The sequence below is a fragment of the Micromonospora sp. CNZ286 genome (genome assembly GCF_014207755.1).
Window position 1 is genome coordinate 3240792 of sequence record NZ_JACHIZ010000001.1, and the last position, 16238, is coordinate 3257029.

16 protein-coding genes are annotated in these 16238 nt (G+C 73.7%); 5 read left to right on the forward strand and 11 right to left on the reverse strand.

Annotated elements, in window-relative coordinates; all coding sequences use genetic code 11:
* Positions 1-14: 14 nt before the first annotated feature.
* Genes FHX31_RS14660 through FHX31_RS14670 form a run of 3 tightly spaced genes read right to left on the reverse strand, consistent with a single transcriptional unit; the run spans position 15 to position 3375 of the window.
* Positions 15-896, reverse strand: a complete 882-nt coding sequence (locus FHX31_RS14660) for an ABC transporter permease (protein WP_047893983.1) — start codon at positions 894-896, stop codon at positions 15-17.
* Complete coding sequence (locus FHX31_RS14665) at positions 893-1837, reverse strand: ABC transporter permease (RefSeq protein WP_013476859.1); 945 nt, start codon at positions 1835-1837, stop codon at positions 893-895. Before FHX31_RS14665 ends, FHX31_RS14660 begins: the two co-directional genes overlap by 4 nt.
* A complete protein-coding gene (locus FHX31_RS14670) occupies positions 1837-3375 on the reverse strand; it encodes an ABC transporter substrate-binding protein (protein ID WP_123110104.1) in 1539 nt (512 codons plus the stop codon). The genes FHX31_RS14665 and FHX31_RS14670 overlap by 1 nt, the downstream gene beginning before the upstream one ends.
* A gap of 178 nt (positions 3376-3553) precedes the next feature.
* On the opposite strand from FHX31_RS14670, the gene FHX31_RS14675 reads away from it, so the two are divergent.
* Positions 3554-5182, forward strand: a complete 1629-nt coding sequence (locus FHX31_RS14675) for an acyl-CoA dehydrogenase family protein (RefSeq protein ID WP_151014514.1) — start codon at positions 3554-3556, stop codon at positions 5180-5182.
* 4 nt (positions 5183-5186) lie between these two features.
* Positions 5187-6014: an MOSC domain-containing protein gene (locus tag FHX31_RS14680; RefSeq protein WP_184976495.1), complete on the forward strand. Its 828-nt coding sequence runs from the start codon at positions 5187-5189 to the stop codon at positions 6012-6014.
* 9 nt (positions 6015-6023) lie between these two features.
* On the opposite strand, the gene FHX31_RS14685 is transcribed toward FHX31_RS14680, so the two are convergent.
* Complete coding sequence (locus FHX31_RS14685; protein ID WP_184976497.1) at positions 6024-6578, reverse strand: GNAT family N-acetyltransferase; 555 nt, start codon at positions 6576-6578, stop codon at positions 6024-6026.
* A gap of 34 nt (positions 6579-6612) precedes the next feature.
* Here FHX31_RS14685 and FHX31_RS14690 point away from each other — a divergent pair, with 34 nt between their 5' ends.
* Entirely contained in the window at positions 6613-7821 is a 1209-nt protein-coding gene (locus tag FHX31_RS14690) for a MalY/PatB family protein (protein WP_184976499.1), read from the forward strand.
* A 36-nt stretch (positions 7822-7857) separates the two neighbouring features.
* Here FHX31_RS14690 and FHX31_RS14695 read toward each other — a convergent pair whose 3' ends face one another.
* Together FHX31_RS14695 and FHX31_RS14700 are read right to left on the reverse strand one after the other, a co-directional pair.
* Complete coding sequence (locus FHX31_RS14695) at positions 7858-8949, reverse strand: winged helix DNA-binding domain-containing protein (RefSeq protein WP_184976501.1); 1092 nt, start codon at positions 8947-8949, stop codon at positions 7858-7860.
* A gap of 20 nt (positions 8950-8969) precedes the next feature.
* Positions 8970-9548: a DinB family protein gene (locus tag FHX31_RS14700; protein WP_114921266.1), complete on the reverse strand. Its 579-nt coding sequence runs from the start codon at positions 9546-9548 to the stop codon at positions 8970-8972.
* An 86-nt stretch (positions 9549-9634) separates the two neighbouring features.
* Between FHX31_RS14700 and FHX31_RS14705 the strand changes: the two genes are divergently transcribed.
* On the forward strand, positions 9635-10639 hold the full coding sequence (locus tag FHX31_RS14705; RefSeq protein ID WP_184976503.1) for a WYL domain-containing protein: 1005 nt from the start codon (positions 9635-9637) through the stop codon (positions 10637-10639).
* A 17-nt stretch (positions 10640-10656) separates the two neighbouring features.
* Here FHX31_RS14705 and FHX31_RS14710 read toward each other — a convergent pair whose 3' ends face one another.
* The 5 genes from FHX31_RS14710 to FHX31_RS14730 all read right to left on the reverse strand — a co-directional run bounded on the left by FHX31_RS14710 (position 10657) and on the right by FHX31_RS14730 (position 13831).
* Positions 10657-10968, reverse strand: coding sequence for an NIPSNAP family protein (locus FHX31_RS14710; RefSeq protein WP_184976505.1), 312 nt, complete (start codon positions 10966-10968; stop codon positions 10657-10659).
* A 33-nt stretch (positions 10969-11001) separates the two neighbouring features.
* Positions 11002-11535, reverse strand: a complete 534-nt coding sequence (locus FHX31_RS14715) for a flavin reductase family protein (protein ID WP_120569979.1) — start codon at positions 11533-11535, stop codon at positions 11002-11004.
* 35 nt (positions 11536-11570) lie between these two features.
* On the reverse strand, positions 11571-12791 hold the full coding sequence (locus FHX31_RS14720; protein ID WP_184976507.1) for a YeiH family protein: 1221 nt from the start codon (positions 12789-12791) through the stop codon (positions 11571-11573).
* Entirely contained in the window at positions 12791-12937 is a 147-nt protein-coding gene (locus tag FHX31_RS14725; RefSeq protein ID WP_162959099.1) for a hypothetical protein, read from the reverse strand. Before FHX31_RS14725 ends, FHX31_RS14720 begins: the two co-directional genes overlap by 1 nt.
* A gap of 102 nt (positions 12938-13039) precedes the next feature.
* Positions 13040-13831: a TetR/AcrR family transcriptional regulator gene (locus FHX31_RS14730; protein ID WP_184976509.1), complete on the reverse strand. Its 792-nt coding sequence runs from the start codon at positions 13829-13831 to the stop codon at positions 13040-13042.
* A gap of 224 nt (positions 13832-14055) precedes the next feature.
* Here FHX31_RS14730 and helR point away from each other — a divergent pair, with 224 nt between their 5' ends.
* On the forward strand, positions 14056-16227 hold the full coding sequence (gene helR, locus FHX31_RS14735) for an RNA polymerase recycling motor ATPase HelR (RefSeq protein WP_184976511.1): 2172 nt from the start codon (positions 14056-14058) through the stop codon (positions 16225-16227).
* The last annotated feature ends 11 nt before the right edge of the window (positions 16228-16238 follow it).

The following is a 16238-nucleotide window of genomic DNA, read 5'->3' on the forward strand; positions in this document are numbered from 1 at the left end:
CTCGGTGCGCTCGCTCATGGGGTGCTCCTGCGGGCCTCGCCCAGGGTGAGCTGGCGCGGGTCGAGCACGTCGCGCAGCGCGTCGCCGACCAGGTTGAACGCCAGTACGGTGAGGAAGATCGCCGCGCCCGGGAACACACCCAGCCACCACGCGTCGGTGACGAAGCCGCGCCCGTCGAACAGCATCCGGCCCCAGGCCGGCGCGGGCGGCTGGATGCCGAGGCCGAGGAAGGACAGCGCGGCCTCGGAGAGGATCGCGAACGCCAGCGACAGCGACGTCTGCACGATCAGCGGCGCGGCGATGTTCGGCAGCACGTGCCGGCGCATGATGCGCAGGTCGGACGCGCCGATGGAGACGGCGGCCCGGACGAACACCTGCTCGCGTACGGACAGGACGCCGGCGCGGGTGATCCGGGCGAAGATGGGCGTGTAGACCACGCCGATGGCGACCATGGCGGTGAGCAGGCCGGGGCCGAGCACCGCCACGATGGCGACCGCCAGCAGCAGCACCGGGAACGCGAACAGCACGTCCATGCAGCGCATGAGCACGCTGTCCAGCCAGCCCCGGTAGTAGCCGGCGAACAGTCCGAGCGTCACGCCGGCGACCAGCGCGATGCCGACGCTGACGGCGCCGACCTGCAGTGACACGCGGGCGGCGACGAGCACCCGGCTGAGCACGTCACGGCCCAACTCGTCGGTGCCGAACGGGTGCGCGCCGCTGGGTGGGCGCAGCATCTGGTCCACGTCGACGTCGTTCACGCCGGCCGGGGCCAGCCACGGGCCGGCCACACCGACCACCACCAGCAGTACGAGCACTATGGTGCCGCCGACGGCGAGCGGGTCGCGGCGCAGCGCGTCCAGGACGCGGCGTCCGGTGCTCTCGGTCGTGGCGATCACTTGACCGTGATCCTCGGGTCGAGGCGGGCGTAGAGGATGTCCACCAGCAGGTTGACCAGCAGGAACAACGCCGCCACCAGCAGCACCGCGCCCTGCAGGACGGGATAGTCGCGGGCCTGCACGGCGTCGAAGGTGAGCCGACCGATGCCGGGCCAGGCGAACAGCACCTCGATCACGATGACGCCGCCGAGCAGGCTGGCGAGCTGCACCGCGACCACCGTGACGACCGGGATGAGCGCGTTGCGCAACACGTGCCGCACGATCACCACCCGGTTGCGCAGCCCTTTCGCCTCGGCGGTGCGTACGTAGTCCGCGGAGAGCACCTCCAGCACGGAGGAGCGGATGAACCGGGTCAGGATCGACGCGGTGACCAGGCCGACGGTCACCGCCGGCAGCGCCACGTGGGTGGCCCACCTGCCGGGGTCGTCGGTCAGCGCCACGTAACCGGACGGGGGCAGCCAGCCGAGCACCCCGGCGAACAGCAGGATGCCCATGATGCCCATCCAGAAGTCCGGCACGGAGACGCCGAACTGGCTGAACACGCGGGCGGCGTGGTCGACGGCGGAGCCGCTGCGTACCGCCGCGACGATGCCCAGCGGGAACGCGACGAGCAGCGCGAACACCACGGCGGTGACGGCGAGCGACAGCGTGGCGGGCAGCCGTTCCAGCACGATCTGGCTCACCGGCTGGCCGGTGCGGAAGCTGACCCCCAGGTCACCGGTGAGCGCGTGCCCCAGGTAGCTGGCGTACTGCACCGGCAGCGGCTGGTCGAGGCCGGCGCGTTCCCGCAGCGCCTCGTACGTCTGCGGGTCGAACCGGGTGCCGAGCGCCACCCGGACCGGGTCGCCCGGCACCAGTTGCAGCAGCAGGAACACCACGAGCGTGACGCCGACCAGCACGACCGCCGACTGGAGGACCCGCCGCAGGACGAAGCGGGCCATCACTTCGCCAGGGCGACCGACCGGAACCGGATCGCCCGGTCGGTGCGCACGTCGTAGCCGGAGACCTTCTTCGACCAGCCCTGCACCACGTCCGGGTTGTAGAGGTAGAGGTAGCTGGCGTCGTCGACGATCTGCTTCGCCGCCTGCTCGTACGCCTGCTTGCGGGCGCCCTGGTCGGTCTGGGTGCGGGCGTCGTCGAGCAGCTTGTCGACCGCCGGGTTCTTGTACTTGTGGAAGTTGAACGTGCCGCCGCTGTGGTGCTGGGCGTAGTAGAACTCGTCCGGGTCGATGTTGCCGAGCCAGCCGAGCATGAACCCGTCGAAGTTGCCCTTCGCCTGCTCGTCGAGCCACTGGGCGAAGTCCAGCGTACGGATCTTGACGGTGATGCCGACGTCCTTGAGCTGCGCGGCGATGACCTGCGCGGCGGTGACCGTCTCCGGGTACTCGCTGGTGACCATCAGGTCCATGGTCAGGTTGCTCACGCCGGCCTGGCCGAGCATCTGCTTCGCCTTGCCCGGGTCGTGGCTGTAGGGCGCGTAGTCGTAGTAGAACGCGCTGGCCTTCGGGATGGCGGTCTGGTTGACGGTGGCCAGGCCGAACTTCGCCGCCTTGGTGATCGCCTCGCGGTCCAGCGCGTAGCCGATGGCGCGTCGCACCTCGGGGTTGTCGAACGGTTTGCGGGCCTCGTTGAGCGCCACGTACCAGTAATCGGTGGAGGCCGCCGACTTCACCACCGGGTCGTCGCCGTCCTGCAACGACTTCACCTGCTGGGGCGGCAGGTTGTCGGTCCACTGGACCTGGCCGCTGCGCAGGTTCTGCAGCGCCACCGTGGGGTCCTTGACGAAGGTGAACGTGACGCCGTCCAGCTTCGGCTTCTCCCCCCAGTACGAGTCGTTGCGGACCAGCTTGACGCTGTCGCCGGAGGTGTAGCCGGCCACCTTGAACGGGCCGCTGCCGACCGGCGCGGTCTTCACCGCGCCGGACTCGACGTTGGACTTCTCCACGATCGCCACGCCCTTGAAGCCGCCCAGGTTGGCGAGCAGGTTCGGCGTGGGCGCGCTGAGCGTCACCACCACTGTGGCCGGGTCGGGCCCGGTGACCGACTTGACGGTGGCGAACTTGTACGCGTTGTTCAGCTTCTCCTTGATGATCCGCTCGTACGAGTAGACGACGTCCTCGGAGGTCAGCGGCGACCCGTCGGAGAACGTGACGCCCTCGCGCAGCGTGAACGTCCAGGTGAGCTGGTCGTCGCTGGTGGTCCACTTCGTCGCCAGCGACGGCACCATCTTGAGGTCGGCGTCCGGCTCGACGAGCGTGTCGTAGACGTTCTCCAGCACCTGGAAGCTGTAGTACGCCGAGGTCTTGTGCGGGTCGAGCTGGTCCGGCTCGCCGCCGATCGCGGCGTTGAGGACACCACCGGCGCCGCCGGCGTTCCCCCCGCCACCGACGTCGACCGCCTCGCCGCCGGTGCATCCGGACAGGACGCCGACTGTCAGTGTGAGTGCGGCACCGAGCACACCGAGCTTTTTCCTGGACACAGGCCCCCCTAGCCACTTCCCGGACAAAAGAAAGTTTCGGCGAGTCTTCTCCCCGAGCGGGATGATGTCAACGAATACCGCCAAAGTGACTGGTCGGCCGCCGCTTGCCGGTGCGGAGTGAACGGTGGTTCAATCCGGGCCCCGACCCGATCCGCCACCAGCGCTGGGAGTTGCCGCCGTGACCACACACGAGGTCGTCAACCAGGTCCCGCCGATGGTCGGCCACGACACCGCCGACGACCCGGCGCTGCGCGACGGCGTGGCCCGCGAGGGTGCCGGCTGGGCGCTTCCCGGGCTGCACGAGCTGGGCCGGCTCGCCGGTGGCGAGGAGGCCGCCGAGCACGGTCGGCTCGCCAACGAGCACCCGCCGGTGCTGCGCACCCACGACCGGTACGGCCACCGCATCGACGAGGTGGAGTTCCACCCGTCCTGGCACGAGCTGATGCGTACCGCCGTCGGTCACGGCCTGCACGCCGCGCCGTGGGCCGACGACCGGCCGGGCGCGCACGTGGCCCGCGCGGCCGGCTTCTACCTGTGGCGGCCCGACGCCGGGCACGGCTGCCCGATCTCGATGACCTACGCGGCGGTGCCCGCGCTGCGGCACAGCCCGGACCTGGCCGCCCGCTACGAGCCGCTGCTCACCACCCGCGAGTACGACTTCGGACTGCGCCCACCGCAGACCAAGCGCGGCCTGCTCGCCGGCATGTCGATGACCGAGAAGCAGGGCGGCTCGGACGTCCGTGCCAACACCACCACGGCCCGGCCCGAGCCGGACGGCAGCTACCGGCTCGTCGGGCACAAGTGGTTCACCTCGGCGCCCATGTGCGACCTGTTCCTCACCCTCGCCCAGGCGCCCGGCGGTCTCACCTGCTTCCTGGTCCCCCGGGTGCTGCCCGACGGCACCCGCAACCCGATGCGGCTGATGCGGCTCAAGGACAAGCTCGGCAACCGCTCCAACGCATCCGCCGAGGTCGAGTACGAGCACGCGGTGGCGTGGCGCGTCGGCGACGAGGGCCGGGGCGTGCGCACCATCATCGACATGGTCAACCTGACCCGGCTCGACTGCGTGATCGGCGCGGCGGCCGGGATGCGCCACGGCGTGACCACAGCCGTGCACCACGCCACCCACCGGCGGGCGTTCGGCGACTACCTGGCCGACCAGCCGCTGATGCGCAACGTGCTGGCCGACCTGGCGGTGGAGTCCGAGGCGGCCACCGTCCTGATGGTCCGGCTGGCCGGCGCGACCGACCGGTCCGCGCGCGGCGACGACGGCGAGACGGCGTTCAAGCGCCTCGCCCTCGCCGTCGGCAAGTACTGGGTGTGCAAGCGCTGGCCGGGGCACGCCGCCGAGGCGCTGGAGTGCCTGGGCGGCAACGGCTACGTGGAGGAGTCCGGCATGCCGCGGCTGTTCCGCGAGTCGCCGCTGAACTCGATCTGGGAGGGTTCCGGCAACGTCGCCGCGCTCGACGTGCTGCGCGCGCTCACCCGGGAACCGCAGGTGCTCGCCGCGTACGAGGCGGAGGTGGCCGCCGCGGCCGGCGCGGACGCCCGGCTGGACGCCGCGGTGCGCCGGGTGCGCGACGAACTGGCCGACCACACCGACCTGGAGCTGCGCGCCCGGCGGGTGGTCGAGCGGCTGGCGCTGGTGCTCCAGGGCGCGCTGCTGGTGCGCCACGGCCACCCGGCGGTCGCCGACGCGTTCTGCGCCTCCCGGCTCGACGGCGACCACGGTCAGGCGTACGGGACGCTGCCGGGCGGGCTGGACCTCGCAGCGATCATCGACCGCGCCACCCCGAAGATCGGCTGAGGGCGTGGTGACGCGACTCGCCTCGGTGCACCTGTACCCGGTCAAGTCCCTCGGCGGCGTCGACGTCGACCGGGCCGACGTCGAGCCGTGGGGGTTGCGTCACGACCGCCGCTGGCTGGTGCTGCGCCCCGACGGCGGCAAACTGGGCTCGACCGCCCTGCCCGCGCTGCTCGGCGTGACCGCCGCCCCCGGCGCCGGGTCGATCACGCTCACCGCCCGCGACGGTTCGTCGCTGACAGTCGCCGAACCGGTGGACGGGCCGCCGGTCGCCACCGACGTGTCCCGGCTGGACACGGTCCGGCTCGCCGCCGACGAGACCCACGACTGGCTCTCCGCGCGGCTGGGCCGGCCCGTACGGCTGGCCTGGCTGGACGACCCGCGCCGCCGGCCGATGTCGGCCGAGCACGGCGGCGGCCCCGGTGATCCGCTGAACCTGTCCGACGCCGGACCGCTGCTGGTGGCCACACTGCCGTCGCTGCGGCGGCTGCGGGACTGGATCGTCGAGGGCGCGCTGGAACGCGGCGAGCCCGCGCCGGAGCCGCCGGCGATGGCCCGGTTCCGGCCGACTGTGGTGCTGGACGGGCCGGTCGAACCGTTCGCCGAGGACGGCTGGACGCGGGTGCGCATCGGCGCCGTGGACTTCCGGGTGTCCGAACGCTGCGACCGCTGTTCGGTGACGCTCATCGACCCGGAGACCCTCGCCGGCGGGAAGGAGCCGATCCGCACGCTGGCCCGGCACCGGCGCCACGACGGCAAGACCTGGTTCGGCGTCCGCCTGGTCCCGCTGAGCACCGGCGAGATCCGGGTCGGCGACCCGGTCGCCGTCTCCTGATCCGGCGGCTCAGCGGCGACGCCACTCGTCGGCCAGGATCGCGTGGACGAGCTGGTCGGCCCAGCCGCCCCGGAACCGGTAGCTGCGCACGTGCCGCGCCTCCCGCCGCATCCCGAGCCGGGCCATCAGGCGCGCCGACGGCTCGTTGTCCGCGTGGCAGCGGGCCACCACCCGGTGCAGCCCGAACTCGCCGAACCCCCAGTCCAGCAGCGCGCCGGCCGCCTCCGTGGCCAGCCCCCGGCCGCCGTGGCCGGGGTGGAACACGTACCCCAGCTCGGCGGTGCGGTCCGCGGCGCTGCGCCACACCAGCTCGACCGCGCCGATCACCCGCGCGTCGCGCACCACGGCGAGCGTCAGGCAGTCGCCCTCCGCGCGCAGCGCGTCCTCGCCGGCCATCGCGGTCACCGACGCCAGGGACTCCGCCCGGGTACGCGGCGCGGCACCGGCCATCCAGCGGACCACGTCCGGGCGGCGCTGCCAGGCGTGCACGTCGTCGAGGTCGCCGAGCGTGACCGGGCGCAGCAGCAGCCGGGGCGTGCGCAGCGGGTACGCCGGGTGGGTCATCGGGCGATGGTAGGAGGAACCTAGTGTGGGCCGCATGGTCGTTTCCGCCGACGAGGGCAATCCGCTCACCCAGCTCACGCTCGACCAGCTCCGGCAGCGCACCAGTGTGAAGTGGCGGCTGCACCCGCCGGACGTGCTGCCGCTGTGGGTGGCCGAGCAGGACGTGCCGCTGGCGCCGCCGGTGGCCGAGGCGCTGCGCCGGGCGGTCGAGCTGGGCGACACCGGCTACGCGTTCGGCACCGGGTACGCCGAGGCGGTCGGCGGGTTCGCCGCGCAGCGGTGGGGCTGGGCCGACTTCCCGGTCGGCCGGACCACGCTGGTGCCGGACGTGATGATGGGTACGGTCGAGGTACTGCGCCTGGTCACCGGCCCGGGCGACGCGGTGGTGGTCACTCCCCCGGTCTACCCGCCGTTCTACGCGTTCGTCGCCAACGCCGGCAGGCAGGTCCTCGAGGCGCCGCTCGGCGCGGACCTGCGGCTCGACCCGGCCGCGCTGGAGGAGGCGTTCCGCCGGGCCCGCGCGATCGGCGAGCGGCCGGCGTTCCTGCTCTGCAACCCGCACAACCCGACCGGTGTGGTGCACCGGCCCGACGAGCTGGCCACCGTCGCCGAGCTGGCCGCCCGGCACGGCGTACGGGTGGTGGCCGACGAGATCCACGCGCCGTTGGCGCTGCCCGGCGCGCGGTTCACGCCGTACCTGACGGTGCCGGGCGCGGAGAACGCGTTCGCGCTGCTGTCGGCGTCGAAGGCGTGGAACCTGGCCGGGCTCAAGGCGGCGCTGGCGGTCGCCGGGCCGGACGCGGCGGACGACCTGGCGCGGATGCCGGAGGAGGTCAGCCACGGACCCAGTCACCTCGGGGTGCTCGCGCACACCGCCGCGTTCCGCGCCGGCGGGCCGTGGCTGGACCGGCTGCTCGACGGCCTCGACGCGAACCGGGCGCTGCTCGGATCACTGCTGGCCGAGCACCTTCCGACCGTGTCGTGGCGGCCGCCGGAGGGCACGTACCTGGCCTGGCTGGACTGCCGGCGCCTCGGCGTACCCACCGAGGCGGGCGACGGACCGGGCGTGGCGAGCGACCTGGCCGGTCCGGCGCGGATGTTCCTCGACCGGGCCCGGGTGGCGCTCAGCTCCGGGCACGTCTTCGGCTCCGGCGGCGCCGGGTTCGTGCGGCTCAACTTCGCCACCTCCCCCGCCGTGCTCACCGAGGCGGTCACCCGGATGGGCCGCGCGGTGCGCGCCTGACCGGCGGCCAGCGCGCTCGCGCGCCTTACCGGCGGCTCAACGGGCGATGACGCGTACCCCCTGGTTGTCGCCCTCGGACAGGAACGACGCCAGCGCGGCGCCCTCCTCGGCGGCGGCCGCGCGCTCGGCGCGGGTGAACGCGCGCAGCGGCGTGACCACCACGACGCCCGCGTCGACCGTCCAGGTGGCGGCGACCCGGCCGTCGACGAGCACGAACCGGGCCCCGGCGACGGAGAGGTTGCGGTGGGCGTCGTCGATGATCCGGCTGCGGTCGTGGTAGCCGAGCACGGCGTTGTCGAAGGCGGGCAGGAACCGTACCGGCGCGGGGGTGTCCGGCTCGGGCCGCGGCGCGCCCGGCAGGTCGAGCAGCGTCCGGCCGCGCGCGTCCCGGAAGGCCACCAGCTCGTCGCGGACCGCGGCGACCGCCGCGGGCAGCCCGGCGAGGCCGCACCAGGCGCGCAGGTCCGCCGACGCGGCCGGCCCGAACGCTGCCAGGTAGCGCCGCACCAGCGCCCGCCCGGCCGGGTCGTCGCCGCCGGAGCCGGGCGGGTCGGCGTCGCGGCCCAGCCACCGGGCCAGAGCGACGGTACGGACACCGGCGGTGGTGCGCCACAGCCCGCGCGGCGGCGCCTGCACCGTCGGCACCAGCGCGAGCACGATCTCGCCGAGCGCCCGCCGGTCGGTCGCCGGCCAGCGCGCGGCGAGCGCCCCCACGATCTCGGCGGTGGTGCGGGGCTCGCCGTCGGCCAGGACGTCCCGGGCCGCCGCGGCGAGTTCGTCGAGGTCGACCCCGTCGAACTCGCCGCGGTAGACACCCAGCACCCGCTGGCGCAGCATCGCGTCGTGCCGGGACCGCCAGGCCAGCAGGTCGTCCGCCGCGAGCAGGTGCACGGTGCGGCGCATCAGGTGGGTACGCACCAGGCGGCGGCGCACCAGCAGGTCCGACAGGACCGCCGGGTCGAAGGCCCGCAACCGCGACCAGAGCCCGACGTACGGCTCCTGCGGCTCCTGGGCCTGCAACCCGCACAGGTGCGTCACGGCGCCGGCCACCGGGAGGCCGGCGCGGTCGAGCAGCAGTTGCCGGGCGAGGGTCGCCCGGTTGAGCGCACGCCGGTCGAGCACCGTCACGGCTTCGTTCTCCGGCCGGCTCAGGTGGTGGTCCGGCCGTCGATGCTCTCGCGCAGGATGTCCGCGTGCCCGGCGTGCTGCGTGGTCTCGGCGATGACGTGGATCAGCACCCGCCGGACGCTGCGGACCGAACCGGGCTCGTTCCACGGCGCGTCCGGCACCGGCCACGTCGCCGACAGGTCGTCGACACCGGCCACGATCTCCTCGGTACGCGCGGCGACGCGGGCGTACCGGTCCAGGATCGCCGGCAGCGTGTCCTCGGGCAGCATCTGGAAGTCCCGTCCCCGGTCGATCGCCCACTGCGGCAGCTCGCGGGCCCGGCCGGACATGAAGTCCTCCCAGGTGACGCCCTCGGGCATGGCGAAGGACATCGCCGCCGGGCCGTCGACCACGAACCGCAGCCACGCCTCCTCGGTGGACGCGACGTGCTTGATCAGGCCGCCCAGGCACAGCGCGCTGGCGGTCGGCTTCAGCCCGGCCTGCTCGTCGGTGAGGCCGCGCACCGTGTTGATCAGCGTGTTCCGGGCCTCGGTCAGCTCGGCCAGCAGGTCGGCCCGCTCGGCGTCCAGGGTGGTGGGGGTCGTGGTGGTGCCGGTCATCGTCATCGGTTCCTTCCGGTCCTGATCGGGTACGGGTCAACCCTCGCAGGCGTAGCGGTCAGGGAGTGTCCTCTTCTCGCGGCAGAATGCGTGTCGTGCCGAAGACTTCCGCCCGACTGCTCTCGCTGCTGTCCCTGTTGCAGGCGCGCCGGGACTGGCCGGGGTCGCTGCTCGCCGAACGGCTGCGGGTCAGCCCTCGTACCGTGCGCCGCGACGTCGACCGGCTGCGCGAGCTGGGCTATCCGATCGAGAGCGCCAAGGGGCCGGACGGCGGCTACCGGCTGGGCGCCGGTTCCGCGCTGCCGCCGCTGCTCTTCGACGACGAGCAGGCGGTCGCGCTCACCGTGGCGTTGCAGACCGCCGCCGGCGGCGTGACGGGCATCGAGGAGGCGGCCGCCCGGGCGCTGACCACGGTGCGGCAGGTGATGCCGGCGCGGCTGCGGCACCGGGTGGACGCGCTGCGGGTCGTCGACGTGCAACGCGCCGGCACGCCCGCCCGGCACCGGGTGGAACCGGCGCTGCTGATGACGTTGAGCGCCGCCGTGCACGCCCGCGAGGAGCTGCGCTTCGACTACGAGCCGGTGTCCACCGCACCACCGGACCCGGACCGGCCGCCACGCCGGGTGCAGCCGCACCACCTGGTCACCTGGGGCGGGCGCTGGTACCTCGTCGCCTGGGACCTCGACCGCGACGACTGGCGCACGTTCCGGGTCGACCGGATCAGCCCGCGTACGCCCACCGGCCCCCGGTTCACGCCCCGCGAGCTGCCCGGCGGGGACGTGGCCGCGTACGTCGCCGGCCGGTTCAAGGGCGCCACCGGGCCGGGTGACTGGCCCTGCCGGGGCGAGGTGATCCTCGACCTGCCCGCCCGCGTGGTGTCCGGGTGGACCCGCGACGGGATCGTCGAGGAACTGGGCCCGGACCGCTGCCGGCTGGTGCTCGGCGCCTGGTCGTGGCCCGGGCTGGCCGCCGTGCTCGGCCGCTACGACGCCGACATCGAGGTGGTCGGGCCGCCGGAGCTGCGCGAGGCGTTCGCCCGCCTGGCCCGCCGCTACGCCGCAGCGGCGGAGGCCCCGGGCCCGCCTCGGTAGCCGGGCCGGTCGGGGTGTCAGTCGGTGGGCAGGAGCGGGCGCATGAATGTGCGCTCGTACCGCAGGACGCAGCCCGACTCGTCGCGGATCCGGTCGGCGGCGACGAACTCCGGGTCCACCCCGAACCGGGCGCGGTACTGCTCGTACGCCGCCAGGCTCTCGAAGCTGAACAGCGCCTCGGCCCGGTCGCTGGCGCCCTCGGCGGGCAGGAAGTAGCCGTGGTGCACGCCGCCGTGCCGTGCCACCAGCCGCATCCAGGCGCGGGCGAAGCGCTCGAACGCCTCGATCTGCGCGGGGTCGATCGTGTAGTGCACGACGCAGGTGATCACGCGGCCACGATAGCGACGCCCGGCCCCGGGCGCTCAGGCCGCGGAGCGGCGGTCGCCGGGGTCGGTCGTGTCGGCGAGCCCGGCGTACCGCCCCCGGTGGTAAAGCAGCGGCGAACCGACGTCGGCGTGCCGCAGCAGTTCCGGTTCGGCCAGCACGACGGCGTGGTCCCCGACGACGACCCGGTCCACCACCCGGCACAGCAGCCAGGCCAGCGTGTCGTCGAGGACCGGCACCCCTTCCGGGCCGGGCCGCCACCGGGTCGGCTCGGCGAACCGGTCGATCCCGCTGGTGGCGAACCTCCGGGCCACCTCGTGCTGGCCGTGCCCGAGCAGGTGCACACCGACGTGCCGCGCCCGGGACACCACCGGCCAGCTCGACGAGCCCAGGTCCAGGCAGAACGAGACGATCGGCGGTCGCAGCGACACAGCGGTGAACGAGGTGGCGGTGAACCCGGCCGCGGGCGGTCCGGCGGCGGTGACCACCGTGACGGTGCTGGCCTGGTGGCGCAGCAGCGTCCGCAGCGCGTCGGCGTCGGCGTCGACCGGGGTGTCGGCGGGCTCGGGCACGGCGTTCCTCCAAGGTGTACGGGGACGGACGGCGGTCAGACCGTGAAGCCGTGGAACAGCACCGACGCCAGTCCGAGGGCCAGCACCAGGTTGAACACGGTCGCGGCGCCGAACACGGTCACCGGCCGCCAGCCGGCCTCACGCAGCGACGACACGCGGACCTCCAGGCCGATGCTGACGAAGGCCAGGATGAGGAACCAGACCCGCAGGTCGGTGACGATCGCCATGGTGGCCTTGCCGTCCGACCCGGCCGCGTCGAGGTACCAGGTGGCGATCACCGAGGCGGCGACGAACCCGAGGACGAACTTCGGGAACCGGCGCCACAGCTCGCCCAGCCCGGGGCGCGGCGCATCCGGGCGGCGCTCCACGCGCAGCGCGAAGTACGCGGTGAGCGCCACCGCGACCACGCCCATCAGCGCGTTCTGGGTGACCTTGACGATGCTGGCGATCTGGAGCGCGTCCTCACCGGCGAGCGCGCCGGCCGCGGTGACGGCGGCGGTGGTGTCGATGTTGCCGCCGATCCACGCGCCGGCGACCGCGTCGGAGAGGCCGAGCACGTCGGCCAGCCACGGCAGCAGGAAGATCGACGGCAGCGCGAACGCGATGACCAGGCTGGCCGTGTACGCGAGCTGTTCGCGGCGTGCCCGTACCGCACCGGCGGCGGCGATGGCGGCGCTGACTCCGCAGATCGACACCGCCGAGGCGAGCAGTGCCCGCAGCTTCTCGTCCAGGCCGAACCGCCCGGCCAGCCACCAGGTGAACAGGAACACGCCGCTGATCAGCAGCAGCGCCTGGGCGATGGCGGGCCCGGCAGCGCTCGCGATGACGGCGAGGTTGATCGAGGCGCCGAGCAGCACCAGACCGGTCTTGATGAAGAACTCGGTACGGAACGCGGCGGAGATCCGGTCCCGCAGCCCGGTCACCGTGACGACCAGGTTGCCGAGCAGGCCGAGCAGGATCGCGTAGACCGGGTACTCGACCGCGCCGGCCACGTCCTCGATGGCGCTGCCCTCGGCCCAGACCGGCACGTTCTGTTCGAGGTACCGGGTGAGCGCGGCGAGACCCAGCACCACCAGCAGGCCCAGGCCGGTCCAGGCCCAGAACGCGCCGGTGCGCAGGTCGGCCCGGGGTGGCGCGACCGCGGGCGTACCGGCGGGTCGGTCCACCGGGGTCGCGGCGGCCGGGGCATCCGCGGTGGAGGCCGCGGGCGGCCCGGCGGCGGTGCTGCGGACGGCGGGTTCCGGGGCGGCGGCCATCACGGCACCAGCCCGGCGGGGATCGCACCGGCCAGCACCAGGAGCAGCAGCGCGAGGCCGAGGACGGTGGCGGCCCAGTCCTCGCTGAAGGCGAGCCGGGACGTGCCTGCGGTGGGCGGTTCGGGTGGCGTGGGCGCGTTGCTCATGAGGGGCTCCTACGGGTACGCGCGGGCGACGGAGGGCAGCCGGAGGCGACGGGTGACGGGGGATCATCGACCCAGTGAGAGTTTCCTACTTAACTAGTAGGATTACAAGGTCTTCCCGGGCTCCGGCTCGTCGGCGGCGCGGGCGGCCACCACCACCGAGATGCCGTCGAGCACCCGCTGGAGACCGAACTCGAAGGCGTGGTCCGGTCCGTACGCCCCGCCGTGCGCCATCCCGGCGGCGGTGCCGACCCGCGCGGCGAGCGGAAAACTGCCGGCGGTCATGAACTTCTCCAGCCAGGGGCCGTGCGTCTGCCACCACTGGTCGTCGGTCATCCCGGTCTCACGTTCCAGCTCGGCCACGTCCAGCGCGCCCCGGGCCGCGTTCTTGGCGTGCCCCAGCAGGAGCGTGAGAACGGCGTCCATCTCCACGTCGTCGAGCCCGATGTCTGCGACCGCGTGCAGTTCGTAGTCGTACTTGGCGAGCACGTTCGGGCCGAGCACCGGCCGGGTCGTCTCGGCGCGCAGCAGCCACGGGTGGGCCCGGTAGAGCGCGAGGTTGTCCCGGGCGATGCGCTCCAGCCGGCCGCGCCAGCCGCCCGGCACGTCGGCCGGGCGCGGCAGGTCACCGAGGACGGTGTCCACCATGACGTCGAGCAGTTCCGCCTTGCCCGGCACGTACGTGTAGACGGACATGGTGCCGACGCCGAGCGCCTCGCTGACCCGGCGCATGGTGAGCGCGTCGATGCCGTCGGCGTCGGCGATCTCGATCGCGGTGCGCACGATCCGGTCGACGCTCAGGGCGGGACCGGCGCCGCGGCTGGCCGGCTCCTGGGTGCGCCAGAGAAGGGCCAGGCTGCGGGCGGGATCGGCCTTGCGCCGGCGCTCCTTCGACATGGTGCCGTCATCCTACCGGCCATGCCGGTCACCGGCGGTCGGCGGGACGCCGGAAAAGGGGAGCCCGAGAAATGTTCGCGCAAAAAGAATGGCGGGTTCTCCCGCCACTACCAACATATAGCGCACCCCCGGTCTTGCCGCAAGACCGGGGTGAGGGCGCACAATTGCCGGCCGTAACCCATTGCCGAGGCATTCGAAAAGCCGCGAAGAGCGGAGGCTCGGCCGTGCCCGTGATCGGAGACGAGTTGAATCTGCCTGCCAGGAGCGTTTTCGATCTTCCCGAGCGTCTGTCGGCGAAGGCCGGCCCGGACCTGATCGCCGCCGACGAGCGGCACTTCGCCGCCATCGCGGACAGCCTGCACCGTTCGATCGCCGAGTTGACCGACCGGCTCGACGCGACGCGCCGGACCGCGGGCGGCCGGGGCCGGCAGGCGGTCGACCGGGACCAGGAGGTCCGGCGGCTGAGCGCGCACCTGCGTACGCTGCGCCGTCACGGCCTGGACCTGTGCCTGGGCCGGATGGTCGGCGCGGACGGCGGCGAACCGGTGTACGTGGGCCGGCTCGGCCTGACCGACGGCGTGGGCGGCCGGCTGCTGCTGGACTGGCGCTCCCCCGCCGCCGAGCCGTTCTTCGGCGCCACCCACGCCGACCCCATGGGCCTGGTCAGCCGCCGCCGGTACCGGTGGAGCCGAGGGCGGATCACCGACTACTGGGACGAGGTGTTCACCGCCGACGGCCTGGCCGGGCACGCCGCGCTCGACGACCAGTCGGCGTTCATCGCCAGCCTGGGCGCGACCCGGTCGGCGCGGATGCGCGACGTGCTCGGCACCATCCAGGCCGACCAGGACGCGATCATCCGGGCCGGGTCGCGGGGCGCGCTGGTGGTCGACGGCGGCCCCGGCACCGGCAAGACGGTGGTGGCGCTGCACCGGACCGCGTACCTGCTGCACGCCGACCCGCGGCTGGGCAAGCGCCGGGGCGGGGTGCTGGTGGTGGGGCCGCACCAGCCGTACCTGAACTACGTGTCGGACGTGCTGCCCAGCCTGGGTGAGGAGGACGTGCAGATCTGCACGCTCGCCGACCTGGTGCCCGAGGGCGCGGCGGCGGCGCCGGAGACCGACCCGGAGGTGGCCCGGCTGAAGGCGTCCGCGGACCCGGTGCGGGCGGTCGACGCCGCGGTCCGGTTCTACGAGGAGCCGCCCGCGACCGGGATGACAGTCGGCGTCGGGGACGGCGAGCTGCGGCTGACCGCCGACGACTGGACGACGGCGTTCGAGGCGGCCGGACCGGGCGTCCCGCACAACGAGGCCCGCGACGACGTGTGGGAGGAACTGCTCACGATCCTGGTGGAGAAGTACCGCGGCGACGAGCCGGAGGAGGCGGTGCGCCGGGCGCTGGCGCGCGACCGGGAGCTGGTCACCGCGTTCGGCCGGGCGTGGCCGCTGCTGGACCCGCTCGACGTGGTGGCCGACCTGTGGTCGGTGCCGGCCTACCTGCGCCGGTGCGCGCCCTGGCTGAGCGTCGAGGAGATCCGTACGCTGCGGCGGCCCGACCCCCGGGCTTGGACTGTCGCCGACCTGCCGTGGCTGGACGCGGCCCGGCGCCGCGTCGGCGACCCGGAGGCGTCGCTGCGGCGGCGCCGCGACGAGGCGGTGCTGGCCGCGCAGCGCGCCGAGATGGACACGGTGGTCGACGCGCTGATCGCGTCGCACGCCTACGACGACGGCGAGGGTCTGATGACCATGCTGTACGGCGAGGACATGCGGACGAGCCTGGTCGACGAAAGCGCGCTGAGCGTGGCCGATCCGGACCTGCTGGCCGGGCCGTTCGCGCACGTCGTGGTGGACGAGGCGCAGGAGCTGACCGACGCGCAGTGGCAGATGCTGCTGGCGCGCTGCCCGTCGCGCAGCTTCACAGTGGTCGGTGACCGGGCGCAGGCGCGGCACGGGTTCACCGAGTCGTGGCCGCAGCGGCTGACGCGGGCCGGCTTCGACCGGGTCGAGGTGGCCACGCTCACCGTCAACTACCGCACTCCGGCGCAGGTGATGGCGGCGGCCGAACCGGTGATCCGGGCCGTGCTCCCTGATGCCAACGTACCCACGTCCATCCGCGACGGCGCCCCGGTGCGTCACGGCGCCCGCGCGGAGCTGGGCGCGGTGGTGGACGGCTGGCTCGCCGACCATCCCGAGGGCGTCGCGTGCGTCATCGGCGATCCGGCGTTCCCGGCCTCGGAGCGGGTCCGGTCGCTGACCCCGGAGCTGGCGAAGGGACTGGAGTTCGACCTGGTGGTGCTGGTCGACCCGGAGTCGTTCGGCGACGGGATCTCCGGCGCGGTGGACCGGTACGTCGCGATGACCCGGGCGACCGGCGAGCTGGTCGTCCTCACCGGGCCGTGACCGCGTCCCGG

Bases quoted from the DNA above. Each gene is read 5' to 3' on its own strand.
- FHX31_RS14720 (WP_184976507.1), bottom strand. From the start codon at position 12,791: ATGGCCGCCGCCCCGGAACCCGCCGTCCGCAGCACCGCCGCCGGGCCG.
- FHX31_RS14725 (WP_162959099.1), bottom strand. From the start codon at position 12,937: ATGAGCAACGCGCCCACGCCACCCGAACCGCCCACCGCAGGCACGTCC.
- FHX31_RS14665 (WP_013476859.1), bottom strand. From the start codon at position 1,837: ATGGCCCGCTTCGTCCTGCGGCGGGTCCTCCAGTCGGCGGTCGTGCTG.
- FHX31_RS14705 (WP_184976503.1), top strand. From the start codon at position 9,635: ATGCGTGTCGTGCCGAAGACTTCCGCCCGACTGCTCTCGCTGCTGTCC.
- FHX31_RS14685 (WP_184976497.1), bottom strand. From the start codon at position 6,578: ATGACCCACCCGGCGTACCCGCTGCGCACGCCCCGGCTGCTGCTGCGC.
- FHX31_RS14730 (WP_184976509.1), bottom strand. From the start codon at position 13,831: ATGTCGAAGGAGCGCCGGCGCAAGGCCGATCCCGCCCGCAGCCTGGCC.
- FHX31_RS14700 (WP_114921266.1), bottom strand. From the start codon at position 9,548: ATGACCGGCACCACCACGACCCCCACCACCCTGGACGCCGAGCGGGCC.
- FHX31_RS14690 (WP_184976499.1), top strand. From the start codon at position 6,613: ATGGTCGTTTCCGCCGACGAGGGCAATCCGCTCACCCAGCTCACGCTC.